Origin of the sequence: Microbacterium sp. 22303, from assembly GCF_052045265.1 — a bacterium.
GTDB lineage: Bacteria > Actinomycetota > Actinomycetes > Actinomycetales > Microbacteriaceae > Microbacterium.
This window is the reverse complement of record NZ_JBQEOQ010000005.1, coordinates 322,591-348,750: the sequence shown is the minus strand read 5'-3', so window position 1 is coordinate 348,750 and position 26,160 is coordinate 322,591. Positions and strand designations below refer to the sequence as shown.

At 70.7% G+C, this 26,160-nt stretch carries 24 protein-coding genes; 12 read left to right on the top strand and 12 right to left on the bottom strand.

The window, feature by feature from the left end:
• Positions 1-57: 57 nt before the first annotated feature.
• Entirely contained in the window at positions 58-1,431 is a 1,374-nt protein-coding gene (locus ACTJI8_RS15925; protein ID WP_440734393.1) for a glucose-6-phosphate dehydrogenase, read from the bottom strand.
• Positions 1,432-1,583: 152 nt separating this feature from the next.
• Here ACTJI8_RS15925 and ACTJI8_RS15920 point away from each other — a divergent pair, with 152 nt between their 5' ends.
• The gene (locus ACTJI8_RS15920) at positions 1,584-3,446 is read left to right on the top strand and encodes a glycoside hydrolase family 15 protein (protein WP_440734392.1); all 1,863 of its coding nucleotides are present in this window, start codon (positions 1,584-1,586) and stop codon (positions 3,444-3,446) included.
• A gap of 262 nt (positions 3,447-3,708) precedes the next feature.
• Here ACTJI8_RS15920 and ACTJI8_RS15915 read toward each other — a convergent pair whose 3' ends face one another.
• The 6 genes from ACTJI8_RS15915 to ACTJI8_RS15890 form a co-directional block, all read right to left on the bottom strand.
• The gene (locus tag ACTJI8_RS15915; RefSeq protein ID WP_440734391.1) at positions 3,709-4,293 is read right to left on the bottom strand and encodes a nitroreductase family protein; all 585 of its coding nucleotides are present in this window, start codon (positions 4,291-4,293) and stop codon (positions 3,709-3,711) included.
• Positions 4,294-4,585: 292 nt separating this feature from the next.
• A complete protein-coding gene (locus tag ACTJI8_RS15910; protein ID WP_440734390.1) occupies positions 4,586-5,692 on the bottom strand; it encodes an ABC transporter permease in 1,107 nt (368 codons plus the stop codon).
• Positions 5,689-6,573 carry an ABC transporter ATP-binding protein gene (locus ACTJI8_RS15905; RefSeq protein ID WP_440734439.1) on the bottom strand — a complete coding sequence of 295 codons (885 nt, stop codon included), beginning with the start codon at positions 6,571-6,573 and terminating at the stop codon, positions 5,689-5,691. Before ACTJI8_RS15905 ends, ACTJI8_RS15910 begins: the two co-directional genes overlap by 4 nt.
• Before the next feature lie 121 nt (positions 6,574-6,694).
• On the bottom strand, positions 6,695-7,918 hold the full coding sequence (locus ACTJI8_RS15900; protein WP_440734389.1) for a benzoate/H(+) symporter BenE family transporter: 1,224 nt from the start codon (positions 7,916-7,918) through the stop codon (positions 6,695-6,697).
• A gap of 245 nt (positions 7,919-8,163) precedes the next feature.
• Positions 8,164-8,868, bottom strand: coding sequence for a response regulator (locus tag ACTJI8_RS15895; RefSeq protein ID WP_440734388.1), 705 nt, complete (start codon positions 8,866-8,868; stop codon positions 8,164-8,166).
• Complete coding sequence (locus ACTJI8_RS15890; protein ID WP_440734387.1) at positions 8,865-10,217, bottom strand: sensor histidine kinase; 1,353 nt, start codon at positions 10,215-10,217, stop codon at positions 8,865-8,867. Before ACTJI8_RS15890 ends, ACTJI8_RS15895 begins: the two co-directional genes overlap by 4 nt.
• Before the next feature lie 116 nt (positions 10,218-10,333).
• On the opposite strand from ACTJI8_RS15890, the gene ACTJI8_RS15885 reads away from it, so the two are divergent.
• The 8 genes from ACTJI8_RS15885 to ACTJI8_RS15850 all read left to right on the top strand — a co-directional run bounded on the left by ACTJI8_RS15885 (position 10,334) and on the right by ACTJI8_RS15850 (position 18,491).
• Complete coding sequence (locus tag ACTJI8_RS15885) at positions 10,334-11,530, top strand: MFS transporter (RefSeq protein ID WP_440734386.1); 1,197 nt, start codon at positions 10,334-10,336, stop codon at positions 11,528-11,530.
• A 92-nt stretch (positions 11,531-11,622) separates the two neighbouring features.
• Positions 11,623-12,063, top strand: coding sequence for a VOC family protein (locus ACTJI8_RS15880; protein WP_440734385.1), 441 nt, complete (start codon positions 11,623-11,625; stop codon positions 12,061-12,063).
• A gap of 18 nt (positions 12,064-12,081) precedes the next feature.
• A complete protein-coding gene (locus tag ACTJI8_RS15875) occupies positions 12,082-12,762 on the top strand; it encodes a winged helix-turn-helix transcriptional regulator (protein ID WP_440734384.1) in 681 nt (226 codons plus the stop codon).
• A 130-nt stretch (positions 12,763-12,892) separates the two neighbouring features.
• Positions 12,893-13,510 (top strand): dihydrofolate reductase family protein, encoded by a 618-nt coding sequence (locus ACTJI8_RS15870; protein WP_440734383.1) that lies wholly within the window; start codon positions 12,893-12,895, stop codon positions 13,508-13,510.
• Positions 13,511-13,798: 288 nt separating this feature from the next.
• Entirely contained in the window at positions 13,799-15,850 is a 2,052-nt protein-coding gene (locus ACTJI8_RS15865) for a carboxypeptidase regulatory-like domain-containing protein (protein WP_440734382.1), read from the top strand.
• Between the two features lie 192 nt (positions 15,851-16,042).
• Positions 16,043-16,324, top strand: a complete 282-nt coding sequence (locus ACTJI8_RS15860; protein WP_440734381.1) for a hypothetical protein — start codon at positions 16,043-16,045, stop codon at positions 16,322-16,324.
• The gene (locus ACTJI8_RS15855) at positions 16,324-17,637 is read left to right on the top strand and encodes a C2 family cysteine protease (RefSeq protein WP_440734380.1); all 1,314 of its coding nucleotides are present in this window, start codon (positions 16,324-16,326) and stop codon (positions 17,635-17,637) included. Before ACTJI8_RS15860 ends, ACTJI8_RS15855 begins: the two co-directional genes overlap by 1 nt.
• 89 nt (positions 17,638-17,726) lie before the next feature.
• Positions 17,727-18,491: a hypothetical protein gene (locus ACTJI8_RS15850; protein WP_440734379.1), complete on the top strand. Its 765-nt coding sequence runs from the start codon at positions 17,727-17,729 to the stop codon at positions 18,489-18,491.
• Positions 18,492-18,496: 5 nt separating this feature from the next.
• Here ACTJI8_RS15850 and ACTJI8_RS15845 read toward each other — a convergent pair whose 3' ends face one another.
• Both ACTJI8_RS15845 and ACTJI8_RS15840 read right to left on the bottom strand, forming a co-directional pair.
• Positions 18,497-19,369, bottom strand: coding sequence for an HAD family hydrolase (locus ACTJI8_RS15845; protein WP_440734378.1), 873 nt, complete (start codon positions 19,367-19,369; stop codon positions 18,497-18,499).
• On the bottom strand, positions 19,369-20,217 hold the full coding sequence (locus tag ACTJI8_RS15840) for an exodeoxyribonuclease III (protein ID WP_440734377.1): 849 nt from the start codon (positions 20,215-20,217) through the stop codon (positions 19,369-19,371). The genes ACTJI8_RS15845 and ACTJI8_RS15840 overlap by 1 nt, the downstream gene beginning before the upstream one ends.
• A 218-nt stretch (positions 20,218-20,435) precedes the next feature.
• Here ACTJI8_RS15840 and ACTJI8_RS15835 point away from each other — a divergent pair, with 218 nt between their 5' ends.
• Complete coding sequence (locus tag ACTJI8_RS15835; RefSeq protein WP_440734376.1) at positions 20,436-20,963, top strand: DUF6611 family protein; 528 nt, start codon at positions 20,436-20,438, stop codon at positions 20,961-20,963.
• Between the two features lie 86 nt (positions 20,964-21,049).
• Here ACTJI8_RS15835 and ACTJI8_RS15830 read toward each other — a convergent pair whose 3' ends face one another.
• From ACTJI8_RS15830 to ACTJI8_RS15820, 3 genes are all read right to left on the bottom strand, one after another.
• Positions 21,050-23,230: a malate synthase G gene (locus tag ACTJI8_RS15830; protein WP_440734375.1), complete on the bottom strand. Its 2,181-nt coding sequence runs from the start codon at positions 23,228-23,230 to the stop codon at positions 21,050-21,052.
• Positions 23,227-23,658, bottom strand: a complete 432-nt coding sequence (locus ACTJI8_RS15825) for a GlcG/HbpS family heme-binding protein (RefSeq protein WP_440734374.1) — start codon at positions 23,656-23,658, stop codon at positions 23,227-23,229. Before ACTJI8_RS15825 ends, ACTJI8_RS15830 begins: the two co-directional genes overlap by 4 nt.
• 127 nt (positions 23,659-23,785) lie before the next feature.
• Positions 23,786-24,328 (bottom strand): YbhB/YbcL family Raf kinase inhibitor-like protein, encoded by a 543-nt coding sequence (locus ACTJI8_RS15820; protein WP_440734373.1) that lies wholly within the window; start codon positions 24,326-24,328, stop codon positions 23,786-23,788.
• 153 nt (positions 24,329-24,481) lie between these two features.
• On the opposite strand from ACTJI8_RS15820, the gene pyrE reads away from it, so the two are divergent.
• Together pyrE and ACTJI8_RS15810 are read left to right on the top strand one after the other, a co-directional pair.
• A complete protein-coding gene (pyrE, locus tag ACTJI8_RS15815) occupies positions 24,482-25,057 on the top strand; it encodes an orotate phosphoribosyltransferase (protein WP_233311770.1) in 576 nt (191 codons plus the stop codon).
• A 133-nt stretch (positions 25,058-25,190) separates the two neighbouring features.
• Complete coding sequence (locus ACTJI8_RS15810) at positions 25,191-26,111, top strand: ROK family protein (RefSeq protein WP_440734372.1); 921 nt, start codon at positions 25,191-25,193, stop codon at positions 26,109-26,111.
• Positions 26,112-26,160: the final 49 nt, after the last annotated feature.

Sequence of the window (26,160 nt, the reverse complement as noted above, 5' to 3'; positions counted from 1 at the left end):
GGAGGCGGGATCCGGGCCGGGGGCAGATCCGGGCCGAGGGCGGATCCGGGTGGGGGGCTAGCGTCGCGTGGTCGCCCAGTCCTCGGGACCTGTGGATCCGGCCGGGTACTCCTGCATCGGCACCGCGCCCGAGCGCCAGGCATCGAGAGCGGGCTGGATGATCCGCCAGCACTGCTCGGCCGCGTCGCCCCGGACGGACAGCGCCACATCGCCGTCGAGGATCTCGCTGAGCACTTCGGTGTAGGCCAGCAGCGTGCCCTTGCCGAGTTCGGTGGACAGCACGTCGCGGCGCAGGGCGAACGGGTCGTCGCCGCCGTTCACGTTCAGCTCGAGCGCGATCCGGTCGGGGCCGAGCGAGAAGCGCAGCACGCCGCCGTCGGTCGGCGTCCCGGTGAGCCCGCCGGGGATGTGCCGCACCGGCCGGAACGTGACGACGATCTCGGCGCAGCGCTCGCCGAGGGCCTTGCCGCTGCGCAGCGTGAAGGGCACGCCCGCCCAACGCGCCGTGTCGACCTCGCAGGTGATCTCGGCGAGGGTCTCGGTGTTGCGCGCCGGATCCACGCCCTCTTCGTCCGCGTAGGACGGCACGGCGCGGTCGCCGCTCGTGCCGGCGGTGTAGCGGGCGCGGCGGGTCGACACGACCGGGTCGTCGCCGAGGATCCGAGTCGCGCGCAGGGCGGCGGCCATGGCGTCGCGCAGGTCGATCTCGTCCAGGTCCGCCGGCTGCTCCATCGCGAGGATCGCGAGCACCTGCAGCAGGTGGCTCTGGATCATGTCGACCAGCGCCCCGGCCTTGTCGTAGTAGCGGGCCCGATTCTCCAGGGCCAGCGACTCGTCGTAGCGCACCAGAACCGACTGCACGTGATCCGCCGACCAGACCGGCTCGACCAGCCGGTTCGCGAAGCGCACGCCCATGACGTTGAGGATCGTGGAGCGGCCCAGGAAGTGATCGACGCGGAAGACCTGGTTCTCCGGCACGATCCGGGTGACCAGAGCGTTGAGCGCGGCGGCGCTCTGCTCGTCATGACCGAACGGCTTCTCCAGCGCCAGGACCGTGCCCGCGGGCAGGGGGATGTCGACGAGCTTCTCGCACGCGGCCTCGGCCACGGCGGGCGGGAGCGCGAAATAGATCACGAGCGAGCCTTCGGTGCCCGCGATGAGCCCCGCCAGCGAATCGCGGTCGGTGACGTCGGCCTTGACGTACGTGGTCCCGGCGATCCGCGGCAGCTGATCCGTGCCGTCGACCGTGGCGAATGCGGTGCGCACGGCCTCCTGCCAGCGCTCATCGGACCAGTCGTCGGATCCGGCGCCGCGGAGCACCAGAGCGCGGTCGGGCTGGCGTTTCAGCAGCTGCGCGATCGCGGGCAGCAATAGGCGGGAGGTGAGGTCGCCGGAAGCGCCGAGGATGAGCAGCGTCGTCGGGGTGGTCATAGCCCCCACGATAGGCCGCGCCGCGCCCTTCCTGTCGGTGACCCGGGCTAGGCCCCGGATCCTGTGCCTCGCAACATTCGAGTCGTCTCCCTGAGCACGGCCTATAGCTCGTGCTCAGGGAGACGACTCGAATGGGGGAGGGGGAGAAACGCATGTGCGAGACTGCGGCCATGGGTGAGGGTGACGTGCCGGCCGTGCTGATCGAGGACTACGCGCTGCTCAGCGACGGGCGCACCGCCGCGCTCGTGTCGCGGGCCGGCAGCATCGACTGGCTCTGCGCGCCGCGCCTCGACTCCGCGTCGCTGTTCGGCGCCCTGCTCGGCGGGGTCGAGCAGGGGCACTGGAGTCTGCGCCCGGCGGATCCTGACGCGACCGCGACGCGGCACTACGACGGCGACACGTTCTGCCTCGTGACCCGGTGGTCCACCGCCGACGGCGTCGCCGAGGTGACCGAATGGATGCCGATCCTGCTTCCCAAGGATGCGGGGTCGCTCGAGGGAGCGCGGGCCGCGCTGGGCGCAGATCGCACCGACATCATCCGGCGGATCACGGGCATCACCGGGCGCGTGGGTTTCGTGCAGGAGCTGCGCCTGCGGTTCGACTATGCCAGGGCGCTGCCGTGGGTGCGCCAGACCGGCAGCCCGGAATCCCCGGAGCTGACCGCGACCGCCGGCCCCGACGCCGTCGTGGTGCGCGGCGCCGCGCTGCAGCCGCACGGGCACAGTCATGTCGGCACGGTCGAGGTCGCCGCGGGTGAGAGCGTGGACCTGGCTCTCACCTGGTTCCCGTCATACCGCCCGGCTCCGGCGCCGCTCGATGCGGAGGCCGCGGAGCGGGCCACCCGGGCGTGGTGGCAGGACTGGGCCGACGGGATCGCCCACGAGGGTCCGCACGAGGACGACGTGCGGCGCTCGCTGCTGATCCTGCGCGCGCTCACGAACCGCGAGACCGGCGGCATCGCGGCCGCGGCGACGACGTCCCTGCCCGAGGACTTCGGCGGTGCGCGCAACTGGGACTACCGCTACGTCTGGCTGCGCGACGCGGCGCTCACGCTCGAGGCCCTGCTGGCGCACGGCCTCGCGGACGAAGCGCGCGCGTGGCGTGACTGGCTGCTGCGGGCGGTCGCGGGGGATCCGGCCGATCTGCAGATCATGTACGGACTGGCGGGGGAGCGAGATCTGCACGAGCGCGAGATGCGCTCTCTGCCCGGCTACGCCGGATCCGCTCCGGTGCGGGTGGGCAACGCCGCGGCGGAGCAGTTCCAGGCGGACGTCGTCGGCGAGGTGATGGTGACGCTCGCCGCCGCGCGCCGGGCGGGCCTCGACGACTCCGCGCGCTCCTGGTCGCTGCAGCGGGTGCTGCTGCGGCACGCCGAGCAGCGATTGGATCGGCCGGACAACGGCATGTGGGAGATCCGCGGGGATCCGCAGTTCTTCACCCACTCCCGGGTGATGCTGTGGGCGGCGTTCGACCGCGGGGTGCGCGCGGTCGAGGAGGACGGCGAGCACGGCGAGGTGGATCGCTGGCGCGAGGTGCGCGATCGGCTGCGCGCCGAGATCGACGCGCACGGCGTGCGCGGGGGCCGCTTCGTGCAGCACCGCGACACGGACGAGGTCGACGCATCGTTGCTGCTCATCCCGCGCACGGGCTATTGCGCGCCCGACGACCCTCGCATGCTGGCGACCGTGGAGCGGATCGAGGAGACCCTGATCCACGGCGGGCTGGTGAACCGCTACCGCACCAGGTCGGGCGTGGACGGTCTGCCCGGCGGTGAGCACACGTTCCTCGCGTGCTCGTTCTGGCTCGTGGAGCAGTATGCGGTCACCGGGCGCATGGCGGAGGCGCGGGAGCTCATGGACCGGCTGTGCGCGCTGCGCAACGACGTCGGCATGCTGAGCGAGGAGTACGACCCGGTGGGGCATCGGCACGTCGGGAACACACCGCAGGCGTTCTCGCACCTGTCGCTCGTGCGGGCCGCCGACGCGCTCGCCGCGGGGTTGCACAGCGAGCGCTGAATTCGGCCGGCTCGAGTTCGTGTCGGGGTGCAGCGCCGGATCCCGAGATCAGGACGAATGACCGAGATCAGGCGGATATCGGCGGATCCGACCTGATCTCGGTCACATCTCCTGTTCTCGGCGTGCGCCGCACCCGGGAGGCCCTGTTCTCAGGATTCGTCGATCCCGGGAGAGGCCCTGGCGGCGCCGACGCGGTGAGGATCCGATCACGCAGAACGCCCTCCCCGCGTGCAGGCGGAGAGGGCGTTCGGATCCGGTCGGATCAGTCGTTGACGAGCAGCGTCTCGGCGATCGGACGGCGGGTGCGCGGCGCGTTCTCGCGCTGCTGCAGCTCCTCCGACGCGGTGCGGATGTCGCCCAGCTCGCCGACGGCCATGACCGAGATCGGGGTGAAGTCGCTGCTCAGGTCGAACGCGGCCGCGATGGCGTCGCGGTCGAAGCCGCCCATCTGGTGGGTGGACAGGCCGTTGGCGTGCGCCTGCACGGTGAAGTGCGCGGCCGCCTGGCCGGTGTCGTACAGGGCCCAGGTCATGGGCTCCCCGTCGCGGGTGGTCTCGGCGACGAACACCACGAGTGCCGCAGCGTCGGGGGCCCAGCCGCTGTTGAAGCCGGCCAGGGTCGCCACGATCTTCGCGTGCGCCTCGGAACCGCGGCGCGCCACGATCGCGCGCCAGGGCTGGAAGTTCACGGCGGTCGGCGCCCAGCGGGCGGCCTCGAGTGCGCTGGCCAGCGCGGCCTCGTCGATGGCGGAGGTGGCGTCGAAGATACGGGTGCTCCAGCGCTCGGCGAGGACGTCGAGGATCGGGGCGTCGGTGACCGCGGTGCGGTCGATGGCGGGCGTGCTCATGGTGATGAGGCCTTTCGGATCGGGTCGTGTGCTGCCGGACCTCATCGTCCGTACAGCAGGGGTTAACGATCCATGCACGTGAATATTCCGAGCGGGTTCGGATCCGTTCGGAGAGCGCCAGACCCGAACCCGAACCCGGATCCGCGGATCGCGCCCTCCACGACCGCGAGACTGCATCTCTGTCTCGAGACTGCAGTCCATTCGTGCTGTCTCGAGACGAAGATGCAGTCTCGCGGGTAGGTAGACCGGAACCCGCCGAGGCGAGACTCGCCGAGGCGCGACCCGGATCCGGTCAGCCCTTCAGCGCCTCCGACAGCTTGACTCTGCCGCCCATGCGCAGCAGCGAGTTCTCGTAGATCTTCGCTGCGACGAGGATCGCGGCCACGCAGGCGACGAGCAGGATCACCAGCGACAGGAGCGGCTCCCACCACTGCGCATCGCCGACGAACAGCCGTACCGGCATCGCGACCGGGGCGGAGAACGGGATGTAGGACAGGATCGTCATCACGACCGGGTTGTCGTTGAAGATGATCGTGAGGATGTACGGCGCCATCACCAGCATCGTGATCGGCATCGTGGTGGATCCGATGTCCTCCTGACGTGACACCAGGGCAGCGGCGGCGGCGAACAACGAGGCCAGCAGCACGAACCCGAACAGGAAAAACACGGCGAACCACACGAGCGGCGCTCCGAGCCCCTCCAAGACGGTGTTCTGCCCGGTGACGATGAGCCCGACCATCGCGATCGCGGCAAGAGCGAGGATCTGCGCCATCGCCAGCACCGTGTTGCCGAGGACCTTGCCGGCCAGGAGCACTCGCGCGGGGATCGCCGCGAGCAGCAGTTCGACCACGCGGGTGGACTTCTCCTCGACCACGCTCTGCGCCATGGTCATTCCGAACGTGGACGCCGCCATCAGGAAGACGACGCCGAAGCCGATCGCGACGAGGTACCGCAGCAGCGGATTGGTCGTGTCCGGTTCGAGGATCGTGACCTTGGGCGCCTTCGCGAGCAGGCCCTGCAGGCTGTTCGGCGCGCTCTTGAGCGCCACGATCTCGTAGCCGAACGCGGTGTCGCCGGGCGCCGGGATCAGGGCGGCCTCGACCTTCCCTTCGCGGACCAGCTTCTCCGCCGCGGTGGGATCGGCCACCTCCGTCGGTGCCAGACCGGGCACGCCGTTCACCGCCTGCGCGGTCTCGGAGGTCACCGCGATCTTGGTCTCCGAGGTGTTCTTGCTCATGAAACCGCCGATGAGCACGCCGGCGAGGGCGATGAGCAGCAGGATCCCCGTGGAGATCAGGAACGCCTTGCTGCGCAGCTTGGATCCGATCTCGCGCTCGGCGACGAGGAAGATGCCGCTCGAGACGGAGAGCGCGCCGCTCTGCGGGGTTGCGGTGCTCACTGGATGACCTCCTTGAAGATCTGGGCGAGGGTGGGATGCTGCGGGGAGAACGAGTGCACGACGCCGTGGCCGAGCGCGGTGCGCAGCACGCGCTGGGCGTCCTCCGGGGTGTCGGCGTCGAAGACGGCGGTACCGCGCTCGAAGTCGACGACGGTGATGCCGGGCTCGGAGCGGATCCAGCCCGCATCTGCGTCGGAGACCAGTTCGTAGCGCGGGGCGGAGTGCTGCGCGCGCAGCTGCTCGCGGGAGCCGGCGGCCCGGATCGTGCCACCCGCGATGATGACGAGGTCGTCGCAGAGTCGCTCCACGACGTCGAGCTGGTGCGAGGAGAACAGGATCGACGCGCCCTGCGCGGCCCTGGCCTGCAGCACTCCGGCCACGACGTCGACGGCGAGCGGATCCAGTCCCGAGAACGGCTCGTCGAGGATGAGCACCTCGGGGTCGTGCACCAGGGCGGCGGCGATCTGGGCGCGCTGCTGGTTGCCGAGCGAGAGCGACTCGATGGTGTCGTGCAGCCGTTCGCCGAGGCCGAGCTCGGTCAGCAGCGCCTCGCCGCGGGCGGTCGCCTCGGACTTGCCGAATCCGTGCAGCCGCGCGAGGTACGCGACCTGCTCGAGCACCTTCATCTTCGGATACAGGCCGCGTTCCTCGGGCATGTATCCGAAATGGCGGCGGTCGGCGGCCGCGACGTCGTGCCCGCCCAGGCGCACCGTGCCGCCGTCGGCGCCGAGCACACCCAGCACGATCCGCATCGTGGTGGTCTTGCCGGCGCCGTTGCCGCCGACGAAGCCCGTGAGCCGGCCGGGTTCGACGCGGAACGAGACGTCGTCGAGCACGCGCCGGGCGCCGTAGCTCTTGGTGAGGCCATCGAGTTCGAGCAGCCCCGTGGTCGTGGTGCGGGTGAGCACTGTGGTCATGAGAGCAACGCTAATGAGCCATGCCGGGCGCGGACATCCCCCATGCGGCGGATCCGGCGGCGTCCTTCGCGGGACGGACGTGCGCTCAGCGCCGCCCGAGGTGCAGGACGCCGCGCACGAGCAGGCCGGCGAGCAGGGCCCAGAACGCGGCGCTGACGCCCCAGAACGCCATGCCGCTGGCGGCGACGAGGAACGTCACCACAGCCGGGGTGCGCTCGCCGGGATCGTCGATCGCCTGCTGCACCGCGGATCCGAACGCGCCGAACAGGGCGAGGCCGGCGACGGCCGGGATCACCGCGACCGGGGCGAGCACCACGAGCGCCGCGAACGCGGCCGAGCATCCGCCCAGCACCAGGTACGACACCCCGGTCGAGACCCCGGCGATCCAGCGGCGCTTCGGATCCGGCTCCGCGTCGGGTGCGGCGGCGAGGGCGGCGCTGATGGCGGCGAGGTTGATCGCGTGCCCGCCCGCGGGGGCGCCGAGCGCGCTGCCGATGCCTGTCACCAGCATGGCGGGGCGCCATGGCACGGCATAGCCGAAGCTGCGCATCACCGCAACGCCGGGTACGTTCTGCGACGCCATCGTCACGATGAACAGCGGCAGCGCGATGCCGACCAGCGCCCCGACGGTGAAGGTCGGCATCGTCAGCTCGACGTGCGGCAGCAGGGAGATCGGATCCAGGACCGCGCCCGCGCCGGTCCCTGAGCCGGTCGACGGGCCGCCCGTCACGATTCCCACGACGATCACGACCGTCGCCGTGAGGAACGCCAGGGGCACCGCCCAGCGCGGCGCCAGCCGGGCGAACACGAGCCAGGTCAGGACCACGGGGATCACGCCCCACGGATTCTTCCCGAGGCCGATGATCGGGGCCAGGCACAGCGGCAGCAGCACGCCGGCCAGCATCGCCTGCGCGATCGACGGCGGGATCGCGGCGATGAGGGTTCCGAGTTGCGGGACGAGCGCCGTGAGCAGGATCAGACCGGCCACGATGAGGAAGGCGCCGACCGCCGCCGGCCACCCTCCCTCGATCGAGCCGGACGCGGCGAGCAGCGCCGCGCCCGGGGTCGACCACGCCGCGGTGATCGGCATGCGGTACCGCCAGGCCAGCACGATGCAGGCGATGCCCATGGTGAGACAGAGGGCGAGCAGCCCGCTGGCGGCCTGGGCGTGGGTCGCTCCGACGGCGGCGAGGCCGGTGAGCACGACCGCGAACGAACTCGTGAATCCGACGAGCGCCGTGACGACCCCGGCCATGATCGGCCGGGACGAGGACGGGCGGGGGATCGGCGGGCTCGAGGTTTCGGGCATGGGGAGAGGCTAGCGGGGTGCGCGGGTGCGCCGAGCACGCGGGGTGTTGGCGGAGCGACGAGCGGACGGAGCGTTGGCGGAGCGACGGGCGGAGCGGGCCGACACCTCGCGGCGGTCTGCGGTCTCAACTCCGGAGGACGTTTGCAACTCCGCAGGACGAAGCTCGCGGGATCCTCCTGCAGAGTTGCAAACGTCCTGTGAAATGGGGCGAGGATCCCGAGCGGGCCGGTACCCGGCGTGATGCATTACGCCAGCCCGAGCCGATGCGCCAGCACCACGGCCTGCACCCGATCGCGGGCGCCCAGCTTCTGCAGGATCCGCGACACATGCGTCTTCACGGTCGCCTCGCCGATGAACAGCTCCGCGGCGATCTCGGCGTTGCTCCAGGCCTCGGCGACAAGGCGCAGCACCTCGGCCTCGCGCTCGGTGAGCGGCTCGGGCAGTTCGGCGCTGGGGAGGGCTGTGGATCCGGTCACGGTGGCCGCGTGCGTGTCAAGGACGGACGGGGGCGCTGCCGGCTGCGCCGCGAACCGCTGCAGCACCCGTCGGGTCACCTCCGGCGCGAGCATGCCGTCCCCGGCGGCCAGGGCACGCACGGCGGCGACGAGCTCCTCCGGCCCGGCGTTCTTGAGCAGGAACCCGCTGGCTCCGGCATCCAGCGCGTCGAAGAGGTAGTCGTCGCGGTCGAAGGTCGTCACGATCGCGATCGATGAGCGGATCCGCCCGTCCGCCGTGATCCGCCGGGTCGCCTCGAGCCCGTCCATGTCGGGCATCTGCACGTCCATCGTGATCACGTCGGGCAGCAGGGAGCCGGCGAGGTCGACCGCCTCGGATCCGGTGCCGGCCTCTCCGACGACCTCGATGTCGGGCTGCAGGTCGAGGATCGTGCGGAACCCCGCACGGAGCATGGCGTGGTCGTCGACGATCAGCACGCGGATCGGAGCGCTCACAAGGACTCCTCGCCGCGGCCCGGCGCACCGGATCCCGACTCCGCCAGGGCGCCGGCGGGCGTGGAATCGGGCGCGGGCGTGGAACCGGGAGTGGGCGCAGGCACGGGGCCGGGGCCGGGCGCGCCCACGGGCAGCGTCGCCCGCACCCGGAACCCGCCGGTCGGCCGCGGCACGAGCTCGATCGATCCGCCGGATGCCGTCGCACGCTCCCGCATGCCGAGCTGGCCCAGGCCGGGCCGCAGTCCGGTGACGAGCCGCCCCGTGTTCACGACCTCGAGCTCGACGGATCCCGGCTCGTAGCGGATCCGCACATCCGCCTCGGCGTCGGGGCCGGCATGGCGGCGGGCGTTCGTGAGCGACTCCTGGGCGATCCGGTAGAGGTTCACCGCGGTCAGGCGCGGCACCGGCGCGGCCTCGCCGATCACCTGCAGCCGCGTGGGCAGGCCCGCCGCCGTCGACGCTGCCGCGAGCTCGGCGATGTCGTCGACACCGACCGTCGAGGATCCGTCGTCGCTGTCGCCGGGCGCCCGCAGCGTGTCGAGCAGCTGGTGGAAGTCTCGGATGGCGTCGCGCGCGGCGGTCTCGATGCCGGCGACGATCGCCGTCGCCGCCTGCGGATCCTGCGGGATCATCATGCGCGCCGCTCCCGCCTGCACGCCCATGACCGAGACGTGGTGCGCCACCACGTCGTGCAGCTCCCGGGCGATGCGCACACGGTCCAGCGCCACCGCCTGAGCCGCGCTGAGCGCGCGCTCGCGCTCGAGCTCGGCCGTGCGCTGCTCGAGGGCGGCTCGCTGTCGGGCGGCGCTCCAGCTGCGCTCGCCGAAGTAGTAGGCGCCGCCGAAGTACAGCACGTTCAGCAGCACCTGCAGCATGAGGAACGCCACGAGCGGGGAGAACATCCCGGCCACGACGTCCGCCTTGTGCGCCTGATCGATCGCCTGCCGGTACATCTCGATCACGAGCCAGACGGCCATCACGACGATGATCCCGGTGCGCACCAGGAACGCACTGCGGCGCGTGTTCATCCAGGCGCCGACCGTGTAGAGGCTGATGAACATCGCGATGTTGCCGGCGTAGATCTCGGGGACCTTCAGCGAGGTAGCCACCACGAAGGCGAGCGAGACGACGATCGCGACCGCGGCCGGCCACCGGCGCCGCACCGCGAGCGCCGCGGAGATGACGATGACGTACGGCATGGCCGTCCACAGCTCGGCCTGGTCCGCGCCGTAGACCTTCGCGATCGAGGAGAGCCCGGCGCTGAGGATCCCTCCCACGAGCATGACGCCGGCCAGGAGCACGTCCTGCCGCAGTTCGCGCGGGGTCGGGGTGCGGGTGAACGGCGGCATCCCTCCACCGTAGGGCGGGCCCCGGCCGGAGAGCATCCCCCGTACGGCGGATCCGGCTCGATGCGGCACGACCCGGCGAATCCGGCTCGATGCGACCCCGTACGGCGGATCCGCGGATGCGAGACTGGAACGTGACCTCGCCCTCGCCGGTACCGCCGCGCCCGCGCCTCGCCCCGCTGTATCTCGCGGGATTCACCACCGCCTTCGGCGCGCACGGGATCGCGGCTGCTCTGGGGGCGGAGACCGAGGACATCGGCTGGACCCTCCTCGCATTCGGCTTCACGCTCGCGCTGTACGACCTCGCCGAGGTGCTGCTCAAACCCGTGTTCGGCGCGCTCAGCGACAGGATCGGGGTGCGACCCGTCATCGTCGCAGGGCTGCTCGCGTTCGCCGCGTTCTCCGTGGTCGGCGCGCTCGTGCCCGGCACCGTCGGGCTCATCGTGGCGAGGTTCGGGCAGGGTGCGGCGGCCTCGGCGTTCTCTCCGGCGTCGTCGGCCGCGGTCGCGCGGCTCGCAGACGACGCCTCCCGCGGTCGCTACTTCGGACGCTACGGATCCTGGAAGAGTCTCGGCTATGCGCTGGGCCCGCTGCTGGGTGCGGCGCTCGTCGTCTGGGCGGGCCTGCCCGCGCTGTTCTGGGCGCTCGCCGCGGTCGCCCTGGTCGCGGCCGCGTGGGTGCGGTTCGGCGTCCCGGCGGTGCCGGTGCTGCCCCGGAAGCGCGTGACCCTCGCGGATCTCGCGCGCGAGGTCACCGCACGCGGGTTCCTGGTGCCGACTCTCGTGCTCGCGGCGACGACAGGCGGCCTCGCGGTCGCGGTCGGGTTCCTCCCCCTGCTCGGCCGCGAGACCGGCATCGGCACGGTCGGCAGCATGGCGCTCGTCACCGTGCTGGCCGTCGTCAGCAGCGTCGTGCAGCCGCTGGCGGGATCCCTGCACGACCGCGGACGGCTTCCCGTGCGTTCCGGCGCGGTCGGCGGGCTCGCGCTGCTGGCGGCCGGGATCCTGGTCGCCGGACTGTGGCCGCTGCTGCCGACGCTCGTCGTCGCGGCTGTGCTCATCGGTGCGGGTGTGGGGCTGGCGACGCCGCTGGCGTTCTCGCACCTGGCTGCCACCACGCCGTCGGAGCGGATGGGGCGCACGATGGGCTCCGCGGAGCTCGGTCGCGAACTCGGCGACGCGGGCGGACCCCTCGTCGCCGGTGCCGTGGCGACCGCGACGCTGCCCGGCGTGGGCCTCGTCGTCGTGGCTGGGCTGACGGCAGGCGCGGGGATCCTCGCCGCTCTCGGGTTCCGCCGCCCGCCCGCCGGGAGCTGACCACGACGTTACTTGCTCTTGACAAGCGAACTTGCAAAAAGCAAGCTAGTCGCATCGGACCCGATCCGGGATCCGCCGACAGAGGAGTCATCGTGACGAACGTCTTCATCAGCCTGCCCACGTCCGACCTCGAGCGCGCGAAGGCCTTCTATGGTGCGCTCGGCTGCGAGTTCCGTCCGGACTTCTCGGACGAGAACGGCACGTGTTTCGCGTGGGACGACAACGTCTTCCTCATGCTCATCACACGCGAGTTCTTCGCGACTTTCACGGACAAGCCGATCGTGGATCCGCACACCGCGGTGCAGGTCTCGATCAACTTCTCCCGCGACTCGCGCGAGGACGTGGATGCGATGGTCGCGAAGGGCGTCGCCGCGGGCGGCACCGAGCCGCAGCCTGCGCAGGACTACGGCTTCATGTACATGCGCGATCTGAACGACCCCGACGGCAATGCCCTCGGCTTCCTGTACTCGGTGCCGGAGGATGCCCGGCAGGACGCCGACGCGCAGCCGGCGACCCAGAACGCCGGGGTCTGATGCGGGGCGGGCGCTGACATGGCCGCACGCAGCTACGGCCAGTACTGCGGGGTCACCACCGCCGTCGAGCTGATCGGCGAGCGGTGGGCGCTGCTCATCGTGCGCGACCTGCTCGTCGGCCCGCGCCGTTACACGGACCTGAAGCAGGGGCTGCCGCGGATTCCGACGAACATCCTGTCCACCCGGCTCAAGGAGCTGCAGGAAGGCGGGGTCGTGCGCCGGGTGCCGCTGCACGGCTGCGGGCTCGTGTACGAGCTCACGCCATACGGTCGGGCGCTCGAACCGGTGGTGCTCGCGCTCGGGCGCTGGGGCTTCCAGACGATGGGCGATCCCGGCGAGGGCGACGTCGTCACTCCTGACTCGCTCACCATGGCGCTGCGCACCGCGTTCCGCACGGACCGCGCGCAGGACCTCGATGTCGAGCTGCACGTCGGAGACGTCGCGCTGCGTGCGGTGGTCCGCGGAGGGGAGCTCTCGGTCGCGCAGATCGCCCCGTCCGCGCCGCCCGTGGGCGGCGTGCTTCCGCCGGGCGACCCCGAGGCCGTCCTCGTCGCCGGCCCGGGCATCCGGCACCTCATCGGCGGCGAGGTCACGCCGGACGAGGCGATCGCGCAGGATCTGGTCGCCGTCGTGCGCGGCGAGGAGCGGATCCTGGGCGTTTTCGCGCAGACCTTCCACATCGACCGGCTCGCGGCGTAGCGTCGCCGTGGGGTAGGACACCGCCCGCATCTCACCGCGAGACTGCACGGCGATGCAGTCTCGCGAACGGCGGCGGCACCGAAATGACGAACGACCGAACCGGATCCGGGATCCAGGAGGAGCAGACATCATGACCGGACGCATCATCATCGACCTGTTCACGACCGTCGACGGCGTCGCCCAGGCGCCGGGCGGCCCCGAGGAGGACACCAGCGACGGCTTCCGTTTCGGGGGCTGGCAGGCCACGCTGCCCAGCGAGGCGGTCATGCGCAGCGTGACCCAGGGCATGGAGACGCTCGACGCGCTGCTGCTCGGGCGCCGCACGTACGACATCTTCGCGGGCTACTGGCCGGAGCACACCACGGGCCCCGAGGGCTTCATCGGGCAGCTGTTCAATCGCGTGCCCAAGTACGTGGCGTCGCGCGACGCCGACATCGAACTCGACTGGGAGGGCAGCAGCCGGGTCGGCGCCGATCTTCCGGCCGAGATCGCGGCGCTGCGCGAGAAGCACCAGGACGTGCACGTGATCGGCAGCGTCGACTTCGTGCAGACCCTGCTCGCCGAGCAGCTCTACGACGAGCTGCAGCTGTGGGTGTATCCCATCGTGCTCGGCCAGGGCAAGAAGGTGTTCCCCGATGGGGCGACCCCGCACAATCTGCGCCTCGTGCACGCCGAGTCGGGCGACGGCGGCACACTGCTGCTGCGCTACGCGCCGCTGCCCGGGGAGCCCACCACCGGCACGATGTGAGCCCGCGAGACCGCGTGTCGCATTCGTGACCGGAATATCGCGGATCCGTCTTTCCGGGAGTCGGTCGCGAAACTACAGTCATCCGTAACGCGTGGGGACGTTGACCCGAACACCCGCACTCTGGGGAGTGCGGGTGTTCCCATGTGCGGATCCGGTCGCAGGAATTTCCTCTTTCCTGAGAGAACCCTGTGACGATAGATTGCATCGACGCCTGGTTCTTCAGGCTCCGGCCGCGCCCGACGAAGGGCAACGGTCGCTGACCCGAGGGGGACCAGGATGTCTACAGGCGTGTCTGCACGTCGCGGCTGGAAGGGCGCACTCGTCGCGCTGCTTGCCGCGGCGCTGATGTTCACCGGAGTAGGGGCAGCTAATGCCGATCCGACGCCGGGAACTGGTGGGTCGATCGCGGGTGTCGTCACGAGCGACGTCGACGGATCCCCGATCGCAGGCGTGTACGTCGAGGCGCAGAACAATGACGCCTCCTCCCTCGCCGGGGCGACGACCGGCCCGGACGGCACCTATCGAATCGATGGATTGCGCGCGGGTGCGCATCGTGTGCATTTCCTGACCTATGGCACGCCGTACATCAGCGAGTACTGGAACAACTCGTCGAGCTACTTCGGCTCGACGACGGTGGACGTGCAGGAAGGCGCCGTCGTCGCCGGGATCGACGCGGGGCTCAGCGCCGGCGCCTCCATCAGCGGGGTCGTCACTCGGGAAGACGGCACGCCCGTCGCGAGTAGTCCTGTCTGGGCGAACGGCGCGAATGGGGGTTTCAGCAGCGGGTTCACCGACTCTTCGGGCGCTTACACGATTCCGGGCCTCGCAGCCGATTCCTACGTGGTCCAGTTCCAGGGGACCTGGGACGGGCTCGTCGGCGAGTACTGGAACAACGCGGCTGACTACTTCTCCGCGACCAGGGTCTCCGTGGCGGCCGGTGGCGCGGTCACCGGAATCGATGCCGTGCTCTCGGCGGGCGGATCCGTCCAGGGCATGGTCACGAAGGCCTCCGACGGCTCCGCCGTCACCAATGGCTGGGTCGCCGTCTTGGACGCGAACGGCAATACGGTCGCCCAGGCGGGTGTCTCCATCGATGGCACATATCGGATCGACGGGATCCGCCCGGGCGACTACAAGGTCAAGTTCTCGTCCAATGATTCGAGCCTGCTCCCGCAGTATTGGGCTGGTGCCGCGACAGCGGCCATGGCGACCTCCGTCTCGATCGCTTCCGGTCAGACGGTGAGCGGCATCGATGCGGCGCTGCAGGCACTTCCGTCGCAGATCAGCGGCACCGTGACGCGAGCATCCGATGGAACGCCGGTGGCGGGCATCTCGGTGAGCGCGAGCGGTACCGGCGGGTACTACTGGGCGACCACCGATGACACCGGCGCCTATCGGATCTCTGCCGCGCCGGGGCAGTACGCCGTCGAGTTCCGCGACAACTATCAGACGTTCGCCACCCAGTGGTGGAGTGGTGCCGCCAGTGCACAGGACGCGACGTCGATCACACTCCTCGAGGGCTCGCAGCTCACGGGCATCGATGCGAGCCTCGATGCGACCGTGACGATCCGCGGTTCCGTGCTCCTCGACGGATCGACGGATCTGCGCGGTCATTCCTCGAGCATCGCTGTGATCGCCGAGTCGGACGGCCAGTTCGTCGGGATGAGCTATGTCCACCCCGACGGCACGTACGCCCTGTCGATCGGACCCGGCACCTACACGGTGCGCGTCGAGGGCACGGAGGGCTTCGCCTACGCGATCGCGCCGCAGTACTACTCGCACTCGGTTTCCGAGGCGGGCGCGACCCCGGTCGTCGTCTCCGGCACCGGCGATGTCACGGGCATCGACTTCGACGTGTCCTCGCTCACTGCGGGCGTCGCGCTGTCGTCGGGTACGGCCCATCCGGGCGATACGGTCCACGTGACTGCGTCTGGCTTCGCGCACGGTGAGCCAGTCGATATCGAACTGCATTCCGTACCCGTCCAGCTCGCATCGGTCACTGCCGGCGCCGACGGCACCATCGACGCGACCGTCACCATTCCGGCAGACGCGTCCGCCGGAGCGCACCGGATCGTGCTCAAGGGCCAGATGTCAACGCTGACAGGCGGTGCTGCGCTGACCATTCCGGGAGTTGCGGGGCCCGGCGGATCCGAAGGTCCCGGAACAGGCACCGGATCGGCCGGTACGGGAACGGACCCCTCGGGAGCGTCGTCGGGGTCCGGCACTGCGCAGCTTCCGGCGACCGGCGCGGAGATCCCGGACGCCGCTCTGCTGCTCGGTGCCCTGCTGCTGCTCATCGGGGCCGCGCTCGTACGGATCCACCGTCGGCAGCAGGCCTGATCGGATCGACGCCTCGCGGGCGCCTCGTCAGCTTCGGCGGCGGGGCGCCCGTGGTGCATCGACACGCATGACGACGTCCCCCGGAGCAGTACGTCGCCCCGGACCCCTTCGCCGGCACATGGGGAGTTCTCCCCGTGCGTCGATCCGGAAGGGTCAGTAGCCTCGAGAGCACAGGAGCTTCCGGGGGGAACCATGAGTGCGGAGAAAGTCGTCATCGACTACGACCTGCTGGACGGTGTGCGCACGTCGATCAGGACGATCATCACCGCATTGAAGGATGCGCCCGAGAACGCGCACGATGCGGCCGGCGCGATCGACCGTCCTTTCGAGCAGCCGCAGCTGCAGGCACTCGCCGGGGACTTCCGCGGTGAATGGGAGTCCCGCCGCGAAGATCTCATCATTTCTCTCGAGGACGTCTCCGGATACATCAGCGATGTCATCGATTCGTACTACGGACTGGACCGGTGGTTCTGATGGGTGGATCGGTCGAGGGCGGCACCGCGGGCGTCGCGGTCGGCACCGGGCAGGAGATCCGATCGATGGTCGGTGAGCCGGATGCCGTCCAGAAGGCGGGCCACGCGATGTCCGGCTACGGCCGGCTGATGACGGAGGTCGGTCAGCAGCTGCTGATGATCAAGGATTCCGAGATCGCGGAGTGGCGGATCACCGGCAAGGCCACGGACAAGCTGAGGTCGGGAGTGGCAGAGGCTGCACAGATGCTCGCCATCGCCAGCGCTCTCTACGCCCCCATCGGGCAGGCGCTGGAGATCTACGGGACCAAGACGAGCGACTATCAGACCGAGCTCAACAAACTGGCGCTCACCTGCCAGGAGCAGTGGCGTACGCATCAGCGGCTGCTCGCCGCGTACAAGTCGTCGACCGCACCGACACCGGACGATCCCGACTACGACCAGAAGCAGCGGGAGCGCTCCAAGGCGGAGACCGAGGTGATGGATGCGTATGACGCATGGAGTCACAATGCGACGCTCTGGAACAACACCTACGTCAGTTGGTTCGCCCAGTACACCTCCGCGGTGACGAGCCTCTCGGATCCGCGACTGGAAGCCATCCGCAAGGGAGAGCTTCCGGAGGTCACGCCGCTCACTCTGTTCCCCAACGGTGATCCGGATCCGACGGATGTGGACCAGGGCAGTGTCGGCGACTGCTATCTGCTGTCGGTGCTCGCAGGGATCGCGAAGGGCGACCCGGACAAGATCAAGGATCTGATCACCGCCAACGCGGATGGCACCTACACGGTCCATTTCAAGGACGGCGACATCACGGTGCGCGTCGACCAGCTGCCCGACGACGGTCAGGCCGACTGGGTGCGCGTCATCGAGGGCGCATACCAGGTGCACGAGGGCAGCTTCGAGGAGTTCGACAATGGCGGCGACCCCGCGGCTGTGATGAAGGCGATCTACGGCGGGGATGCCGACTACAAGGACAACAAGAGCGGCACCTGGGACTGGCTGACCGGCGGTAACGACATCGACGACAGCGGCGGCCAGATCAAGGACGCCCTCTCGCACGGTCGTCCGGTCGTCGCGATCGCCTCGGACGGCGCGCTCGGCTTCGACGGAGGCGGTCACGCCCTCACCGTGACGCGGTCCTATGACAAGGACGGTGTGGCGATGGTTGAGATCCGCAATCCATGGGGCAGCAACAACGGGCACGAGGGGGCCATCCGCGACGCCGGCGGCACTCTGCACGACCCGGATGACGGCTATTTCACGATGTCGTTCGCGGACTTCGCGAAGGCTTTCACCGCCGTGGAGATCCAGAAGTGATGCGCGGGCCCATCGTTCGCACCGGCGTCGTCGTCATCGCCGCGAGCCTTCTGCTGACCGCGTGCAGCGCACATCCCGAGGAGGAAACCATGCGCACATCGTCCACGCCCTCGCCGTCCGCCGCGGCGGCGGATCCGAATCCGCAGGAGCCGGTTGCGGAGTTGCTCGCGGAAGCCGATCTCGTCGTGTTCGGAAAGGTCGATTCCGTCGACGTTGCCATCGATGCCGAGCATCCGCGTCCGCGCCCGGCGCAGACCGCCACCGTGACGGTGGAGCAGGTGCTGAAGGGCGATGCGCCCACGACGATCACGGTGACGAAGCCCGCCGGCACCTGGTACTTCCTCACCGATACGACCGAGGAGTCGTACGACGCCAAGTGGGCCGGGGTCTTCACCCTCAAGCGCGACGGTGAGGGCTACGTCTTGTTCGGCAACACCGGCGTGCAGGACGATGCCGGGGCTCTGCCGGCCTTCCAGCGCGTGCTCGCCGGGCAGCCCGAGCGTGCGCCCGCGGCGACCGAGGCGCAGTTGAAGGACTGGACTGCCCGGGCCGACATCATCGTGTTCGCGACCGCCCGCGGCGCGTCCGACCACGTCACGCTGCGCACGCCACGGACCGACTTCTCGACATCCGCCACCCTCACCCCGATCGAGGTGCTGAAGGGAACGATGACCTCGCCGATGCAGGTCGTGCAGGGCCCCCAGCCGGAGACGGCGGGCGGCACGTGGGCGTTCCCCGTGACCGAGGCGGGCGAGGACGGGATCTATTTCATCGACACCTCCAGCGGCACGCCGACGGTGCTCAACACGACCAGGCCCAGCCAGGTCAACGAGAACCGGATCCCGCGGGGCTGACGGCGTCAGTCCGCGAGCACTCGCTCCAGCACGACCGCGACGCCGTCTGCGGTGTTCGACGTGGTGACCTCGTCCGCGGCCGCGAGTGCTTCGGGCTCGGCGTTCGCCATGGCGATGCCGCGGCCGGCCCAGCCCAGCAGCTCCACGTCGTTCAGAGCGTCGCCGAAGGCGAGGACCTCGGTGCGGTCGATGCCGAGCCGGGCGCACAGCTGCGCGAGCCCGGTGGCCTTGGTGACGCCCTCGGCCATCACCTCGACGAACGGCGCGCCGGACAGCGTCGCCGCGAAGCCGGCCTGATCCAGGGTGCCCAGCACGGCGAAGATCTCCGCCGGGGAGATCGTGGCGTGCCGGATCACGAGCTTGAGGCTCGGCGCCGCCAGCACGTCGGCAAGCGGCACGGCACCCATCGTGCGCGGGTCGCGCTTGTGGTCGCTGAGGGTCGCGACGGCGGCGTACCCGTCCTGCGCGACGAACACCTCGCCGCCCTCGCGCACGCTCGCGAACAGCAGATCCGGGACCCGCTCGCCGAGCTCCCGCGCGATCCGCTGCTGCACCGGCACCGCGATCTCGGATGCGAACAGCAGCTCGTGCGTGCCGAGGTGGATGCCGTACGCGCCGTTGCCGCACAGCGCCCAGCCCTCGAACCCCGCCTCCGCGGCGATCGCGCGCAGCCCGATCGGCTGGCGGGCGGTGACGGGCACGACGACGATGCCCGCGGCATGTGCGGCGTCGAGCGCAGCCCGGGTGCGGGCGGTGACGTGCCCGGACGGGTCGAGGAGGGTACCGTCGAGATCGGTCGCGATCAGGCGGACCGGGGATCCGGAAGCGGCCGACGTCGCCGTCGAGTCGCGCTCGGCCGGATCCGCGACGGTGCTCATCAGGCGAAGATCATCGGCATGTCGTCGTCGTCCTCAGCGGCCCCCGCGAGCTCGAGGTCGACGACCACCGGCACGTGGTCGCTGGGCTGCTCGCCCTTGCGCTCGTTGCGGTGGATCGAGGCGCCCTTCACCGCGTCGCCGAACGCCGCGGATCCGAGCACGAAGTCGATCCTGATGCCCTCGTTGCGCGGGAACTTGAGCCGCTGGTAGTCCCAGTAGGTGTACCCCTCGGGCAGCAGCGGCCGCACCACGTCGTGCACGCCCGCCGACTCCAGGGCGAAGAACGCCGCGCGCTCCTCGGGGGAGACATGCGTGGACTTGCCGACGACGATGTCCGGATCTCCGTTGTCGTGGTCGAACGGGATGATGTTGAAGTCGCCGACGAGGGCGAGCGGGAGGCCGGGCGAGGCCGCGAGCTCGGCCGCGGTCGCGGTGCGCAGCGCCTCCAGCCAGTGCAGCTTGTAGGCGAGGTGCGGATCGTCGAGCGAGCGGCCGTTGGGCACGTACAGGCTCCACACGCGGACGCCGTTGACGATCGCGCCGATCGCCCGCGCCTCCTGGGGCGCATCGGGGCCCTCGTGACCCTTGGCGAATCCAGGCATGCCGTCGAACGCGGTGCGCACGTCGGTCATCGGCTCGCGGCTGGCGATCGCGACGCCGTTCCACTGGTTCAGGCCGTGCACCTCCACGTGGTAGCCGGCCTCCTCGAAGGGCGCGTACGGGAACTGCTCCGGCTTGCACTTGATCTCCTGCATCGCGAGCACGTCGATGTCCTCGCGGACGGCGAACTCGACGGTGCGGGCGACACGGGTGCGGATGGAGTTGACGTTCCAGGTGGCCAGGCGCATGAATCCAGCCTACGGGCGGGCGGGGACGTCGCCCGGCCCTGCCACGGATCCAGCACCCCCCTCAGGGAGCGATGTCTGCAGTGACTCGACGCGGAACCGGATCCGCGTCGCTCCCGAACCCAGCGGGACGTTCGGGAACCGCAGGGATCCGGCCCGCGCCCGTTTGCGTTCCGTAGGGAACGACTCCGGCCCGGCGATGGGCGGCGCAGGGTGGAGCCATGGTCATCGAACAGCGGTTCACGCCCTCGCAGCACGGGCATTCGGCCGGCACGGCCCGACGGGCCCGTCCGTCCTGGGGCTACCTGTCGCGCTCGGTCAGCCGGTACGGCGTGGTGTCGAGCGAGCTCGTCATCTACTCGCCGGACGTCTCGGAGCGCGATCGGCGCTGGGCCGAGGCCTCCCGGTCCTACGGCGCTGTCGCCGCCGGAGTCGCGCTGCTCGCGTGGATCGGCTTCGCGGCGGCCGGCATCTCGCCGCTGGTCGCCATCCTGGTGATCGCAGCGGTCGCGGTGCTGGTGGGCCTGCTGCTCGCCCGTCGCACCCGCGCGGTGCGCCGGGGCGCGGCGCGGGTCTCCGCCTGCGGCTCCGCCCTGCTCGCCTACGGGCCCGACCATGACGCCCAGCGCCGGCTCGACGCCCTGGCGGAGACGATGCAGCACGCGAGCGCGTCCTACCGCGCGGGGGAACTAGACCCGGAGGGATTCGAGCGGGTCTGGCGCGCGACGTACGCACACGCGGCGCCGTAACCCGAACGGGTCCGTTCAAAGCGCGCAAATGGCTGCATCCAGGGCGTGGATGCAGCCATTTGCGCGCTTCGAAAGCCGAAGAGGGGTCAGACCCGGGCGGCCTGCTCGGCCTTCTTCTCGCGGCGCAGGCCGTGCAGCAGCGGCTCGGTGTAGCCGCTCGGCTGCGCGGCGCCCTCGGTGATCAGGCGGCGGGCCGCGGTGAACGCGATGCCGGGCTGCTCACCCTCCGCGAACGCGAGCGGCTCGTAGTTCTCGTCGCCCGCGTTCTGGGCGTCCACGACGACGGCGAGGCGGCGCAGGCTGTCGTCGACCTGCTCCTCGGTGATCACGCCGTGCTGCAGCCAGTTCGCCAGCAGCTGGCTCGAGATGCGCAGTGTGGCGCGGTCCTCCATGAGGCCAACGTCGTGGATGTCCGGGACCTTCGAGACGCCGATGCCCTGGTCGATCCAGCGCACCACGTAGCCGAGGATCGACTGCACGTTGTTGTCGACCTCGGTCGCGACGACCTCGGGCGTGAGCGCAGAGGGATCCGCGAGCGGCGGCACCAGCAGCCGGTCGAGCGCCTCGGCCGAGACCGGGGGCAGCGCCGCGCGCGCGGCGAACGCGTCGACCTGGTGGTAGTGCAGCGCGTGCAGCGTGGCGGCCGTGGGCGACGGCACCCACGCCGTCGACGCGCCGGCCAGCGGGTGCGCGATCTTCTTCTGCAGCATGTCGTGCATGAGGTCGGGCTCGGCCCACATGCCCTTGCCGATCTGGGCGTGGCCGGTCAGGCCGCTCGCCACGCCGATCGCGACGTTGCGGTCCTCGTAGGCCTGCATGAACGGCTGCGCCTTGATGCCGGCCTTCGGCAGGAAGGGGCCCGCGTGCAGCGAGGTGTGGATCTCGTCACCCGTGCGGTCCAGGAATCCGGTGTTGATGAACACGACGCGGTCGCTCGCGGCGGCGATCGAGGCGGCGAGGTTCGCCGAGGTGCGGCGCTCCTCGTCCATGATGCCGATCTTCATCGTGTTCGCGGGCAGGCCCAGCAGCTCCTCGACGCGGCCGAACAGCTCCGCCGCGAACGCGACCTCCTCGGGGCCGTGCATCTTCGGCTTCACGATGTACATGGATCCGGTGCGCGAGTTGGTGCCCTTGTTCGCGCCCTCGAGCTCGGGAAGGGATCCGAGCGCGGTCATGATCGCGTCGAGGATGCCCTCGAACACCTCGTCGCCGTTGCGGTCGAGCACGGCGGGGGTGCGCATGAGGTGGCCCACGTTGCGGACGAACAGCACGGCACGGCCGGGCAGGGTGACCTCGCCGCCGTCGGCCGTGCGGTACACGCGGTCCGGGTTCAGCGCACGGGTGAAGGTCTTGCCGCCCTTGGTCACCGTCTCGGAGAGGGTGCCGTCCATGAAGCCGCGCCAGTTGCGGTAGCCGAGCGCCTTGTCGTCCCCGTCGACGGCGGCGACGGAGTCCTCCAGGTCGAGGATCGCGGTGATCGCCGACTCGAGGATGATGTCCTGCACGCCCGCGGCGTCGGTGCGGCCGATGGGGCCGGAGCGGTCGACGAGGATCTCCGCGTGCAGGCCGTTCTGCACCAGGACCACCGTGTCGGGGGCATCGGCGTCGCCGGTGTAGCCGACGAAGCGGGCCGGATCCGCCAGGCGGCGGTCGCCCGAGTCGGTCGCCACGACGAGTCCGTCGGCGTCGACGCGGTAGCCCGTGGCGTCGCGGTGCGAGCCCTCGCCCAGCGGCGCGATCTCGTCGAGCAGCTCGCGGCCGAAGGAGACCACGGCCGCGGCGCGGGCGGGGTTGAACTCCTTGCCGGGGGCGAGCTCGCCGGTGCGCTCGATCGCGTCGGTGCCGTAGAGCGCGTCGTACAGCGAGCCCCAGCGGGCGTTCGCCGCGTTCAGGGCGAAGCGGGCGTTCAGCAGCGGCACCACGAGCTGCGGGCCGGCCATCGTGGCGATCTCGGGGTCGACGTTCTCCGTGGTGACGGCGACCTGCTCCGGCACGGGGACCAGGTAGCCGATCTCGGTGAGGAAGGCGCGGTAGGCGGCAGGATCCGGCTGACCCGGGTTCTGGCGGTGGAACTCGTCGATCTGCTGCTGCAGCTCGTCCCGCCGGGCGAGCAGCGCGGCGTTGCGCGGCACCAGGTCGTGGACGATCTCGTTCACGCCTGCCCAGAACGCCGTGGCGTCGCGGCCGGAATCGGCAAGCGACGCTTCAGCGAACTCGACGATCGGCGCGGCGACCGACAGGTCTGCGCGGGAGAGGTACGAGGTCATAGTTCCATTCCTTCTGTGCGGGCGCCAAGGCGCTTGAGGGTTTCCAGGGCGATCTCCGCGTCGAGCGCGGGCGGGCCTCCGGCGATGCCGAGGCCGCCGACGTGGAACTCGCCGAAGAAGATCGGCATGCCCCCGTCGATCGTGGTCATGGTGCCGCCGGTGCCGAGGGGCAGGGCCGCGGAGAGGGCCTCGGCGATCTGTCCGGTGCGGCGGCGGATCGAGGCGCTGCTCTTCGCCTTGCGCTGCGAGGTGTCGGCGCTGTGCGGCGTCGAGCCGTCGGCCATGCCGTAGGCGATGAGAGTCATCGACGGATCGGCGACGGCGGCCACTGTCGGCAGGCCGCGCTCGGCGCCGATCACGAGGGCGAGCGCCACGGCGCGCGCGGCCGTCTCGTACGTGATCGTGACGGTCTGTCGGTGTGTGGACATCGGCGTCTCCTCGGCGTGATTTATCTCGATGTCGAGATTACCTCTCGACGCGAGATTACCACAATGTGAAGCTTAAGTTCCACATCTCGAAAGAAGGAGGCGAAAATTGGTATCCCATCTGGTTCGTTCAGCGGACGGCGGGATCCGCCGTCCCGACCAGGATCCCGCGCGCCAGCACGTGGAAGTGCCGGTTGAAGCCGAGGTAGGCGGGCGTCTCGTCGCCGTCGAGGTCGATCTGCTCGATGTCCAGCGCATCGACCGTGATGACGTAGCGGTGCACGCCCGTGCCGGCGGGAGGGGCGGCGCCGATGTAGCGCTGCAGGCGGGCCTCGTTCGGCACCGTGATCGCCGGGGCGGGAAGGGATCCGGGTTCGCCGTCGCCGGCGCCCGCGGGAAGCGAGCGCACGTCGGCGGGGAGGTTCGCGACGGCCCAGTGCCAGAAGCCGGATCCGGTCGGGGCGTCGGGGTCGTAGATCGAGAGCGCGAAGCTCTTCGTGCCTGCCGGCGGCTCTCCCCAGACCAGGCCGGGGGAGCGGTCGTCCCCGCCGCGGGAGGCGGACCAGGCCCAGACCGGCAGCGGTCCATCCGCGTCGAAGTCGGGGCTGGAGAGCTCCAGCGGCGGCACGGGCTTGAGCCGGGCGAGGGCGGCGTAGGTGTCGACGTCGAGCATGCGGAACCTCCAGTCACGGCCGCGCCGTCGCGTCGTTCGCGGCGCCGTGACGGCCACGGCCCATCCTCGCACCGTCTTGCCGGACGCGACCAGCGCGGATCCGGATCGGCCGGGAGCTCCTGCGGCCGGGGAGCGCCGCCCTAGACTTGTGCCGTGACGCTCAGCACCCCCGAACTCGAAGCCGACCGCCAGGCCCTCATCGCCCTGATCAAGGACGAGGCGGTGTTCCACGGAGACTTCACCCTGGCCAGTGGCAAGCAGGCGACCTACTACGTCGACATGCGCCGGCTCACCCTTGACCACCGCGCAGCGCCCGCGATCGGACGCATCGTGCTCGACCTCATGCAGGGGCTCGACGGCATCGCCGCCGTCGGGGGCCTCACGCTGGGCGCGGACCCGATCGCCAACGCCGTGATGCACGAGTCGGTGCGCGCCGGATCCCCGGTCGACGCCTTCGTGGTGCGCAAGGAGCCCAAGGACCACGGCCGCGGGCGCCAGATCGAGGGCGCCGACGTCACGGGCAAGCGCGTCGTGGTGGTCGAAGACACCTCGACCACGGGTGGATCGCCGCTCAAGGCCGTCGAAGTGCTGCGCGCCGCGGGCGCCGAGCCGGTCGCCGTGATCTCGATCGTCGACCGCAAGACCGGCGCGCAGGCCGCGATCGAGGCCGCGGGCCTGCAGTGGCTCGCTGCGATCGACCTGGACGACCTCGGGCTCGACCCGCAGTGACCTTCGCCGCGACCTCGGCCGCGGCTCTCCGCGACGTCTGCACGACGTTGCGACGTCTGCACGATCGGATCCCGGATCCCGTCCTGCATCCGTCCCCGGATCGTGCATCCGTCCCTGACATCAGGAGCATCGCATGACCAGATCCGCAGACCGCCGGGTCGCGCTCGCCGTCGACGTGGGCGGGACCAAGCTCGAGGCCGCCCTGGTGCGCGCCGACGGCACCGTCGTCGACGGCACGCGCAGCCGTCGCCCGACCGGCCCCGACGCGACCTTCGAATCGCTGCGCGCCGCGATCGGCGAGGTCGTGGCCTACGCCCTCACCGGGCTGAGCGCGGATGACGAGCTGGTCGGCGCCGGCATCGGCAGCGCGGGCCCGGTGGACCGCGTGCAGGGCACGATCGTTCCCGTGAACATGCCCGCCGCGCACGGCTTCGGGCTGCGCGACGCCGTGCGCTCCGCCGCCGAGGAGGTGCACGGGAACGCCGTCGAGACCGTGCTCGCGCACGACGGCGGCTGCCTCGCGCTCGCCGAGTCGCGGTACGGCGCCACGCGCGGCGCCGCGGCATCGCTGTCGATCGTGGTGTCGACCGGCGTCGGCGGTGGGTTCGTCGTGGACGGTCGCTACCTGCCCGGATCCTCGGGCAACGCCGGCCACCTCGGCCAGGTGCACGCGACACCCGAGCTCACCGTGGAGCAGGTCGCCTCCGGTCCTGCGAGCGTGGCCTGGGCCCGCACGCAGGGATGGTCGGGACAGCAGGGCGAGGATCTGGCCCGCGACGCGCAGGCGGGGGATACGATCGCGCGCGCCGCGATCGAGCGCTCCGCCCGCACGGTGGGTGCGGCGCTCGCCGACGCCTCGACGCTCGTGGATCTGGAGGTCGTCGCGATCGGCGGCGGCTTCTCCCGCGTCGCCGACGACTACATCGACCTGGTCCAGGCCGCGCTCACCGAGAGCGCGCAGCACGACTACTCCCGCCGCACGCGCGTCGTCCGTTCGGGTCTCGGCGACGAGGGTCCGCTCATCGGCGCCGCGGCGCTCGTGCTGCGTGCATAGATCCAGGCTCGTGCTGCGATCCAGGCTCGTGCTGCGCGCATAGATCAAG

Bases quoted from the DNA above. Each gene is read 5' to 3' on its own strand.
- ACTJI8_RS15925 (WP_440734393.1), bottom strand. From the start codon at position 1,431: ATGACCACCCCGACGACGCTGCTCATCCTCGGCGCTTCCGGCGACCTC.
- ACTJI8_RS15920 (WP_440734392.1), top strand. From the start codon at position 1,584: ATGTGCGAGACTGCGGCCATGGGTGAGGGTGACGTGCCGGCCGTGCTG.
- ACTJI8_RS15915 (WP_440734391.1), bottom strand. From the start codon at position 4,293: ATGAGCACGCCCGCCATCGACCGCACCGCGGTCACCGACGCCCCGATC.
- ACTJI8_RS15900 (WP_440734389.1), bottom strand. From the start codon at position 7,918: ATGCCCGAAACCTCGAGCCCGCCGATCCCCCGCCCGTCCTCGTCCCGG.
- ACTJI8_RS15890 (WP_440734387.1), bottom strand. From the start codon at position 10,217: ATGCCGCCGTTCACCCGCACCCCGACCCCGCGCGAACTGCGGCAGGAC.
- ACTJI8_RS15885 (WP_440734386.1), top strand. From the start codon at position 10,334: ATGCGAGACTGGAACGTGACCTCGCCCTCGCCGGTACCGCCGCGCCCG.
- ACTJI8_RS15875 (WP_440734384.1), top strand. From the start codon at position 12,082: ATGGCCGCACGCAGCTACGGCCAGTACTGCGGGGTCACCACCGCCGTC.
- ACTJI8_RS15870 (WP_440734383.1), top strand. From the start codon at position 12,893: ATGACCGGACGCATCATCATCGACCTGTTCACGACCGTCGACGGCGTC.
- ACTJI8_RS15860 (WP_440734381.1), top strand. From the start codon at position 16,043: ATGAGTGCGGAGAAAGTCGTCATCGACTACGACCTGCTGGACGGTGTG.
- ACTJI8_RS15855 (WP_440734380.1), top strand. From the start codon at position 16,324: ATGGGTGGATCGGTCGAGGGCGGCACCGCGGGCGTCGCGGTCGGCACC.
- ACTJI8_RS15850 (WP_440734379.1), top strand. From the start codon at position 17,727: ATGCGCACATCGTCCACGCCCTCGCCGTCCGCCGCGGCGGCGGATCCG.
- ACTJI8_RS15845 (WP_440734378.1), bottom strand. From the start codon at position 19,369: ATGAGCACCGTCGCGGATCCGGCCGAGCGCGACTCGACGGCGACGTCG.
- ACTJI8_RS15840 (WP_440734377.1), bottom strand. From the start codon at position 20,217: ATGCGCCTGGCCACCTGGAACGTCAACTCCATCCGCACCCGTGTCGCC.
- ACTJI8_RS15835 (WP_440734376.1), top strand. From the start codon at position 20,436: ATGGTCATCGAACAGCGGTTCACGCCCTCGCAGCACGGGCATTCGGCC.
- ACTJI8_RS15830 (WP_440734375.1), bottom strand. From the start codon at position 23,230: ATGACCTCGTACCTCTCCCGCGCAGACCTGTCGGTCGCCGCGCCGATC.
- ACTJI8_RS15825 (WP_440734374.1), bottom strand. From the start codon at position 23,658: ATGTCCACACACCGACAGACCGTCACGATCACGTACGAGACGGCCGCG.
- ACTJI8_RS15820 (WP_440734373.1), bottom strand. From the start codon at position 24,328: ATGCTCGACGTCGACACCTACGCCGCCCTCGCCCGGCTCAAGCCCGTG.
- ACTJI8_RS15810 (WP_440734372.1), top strand. From the start codon at position 25,191: ATGACCAGATCCGCAGACCGCCGGGTCGCGCTCGCCGTCGACGTGGGC.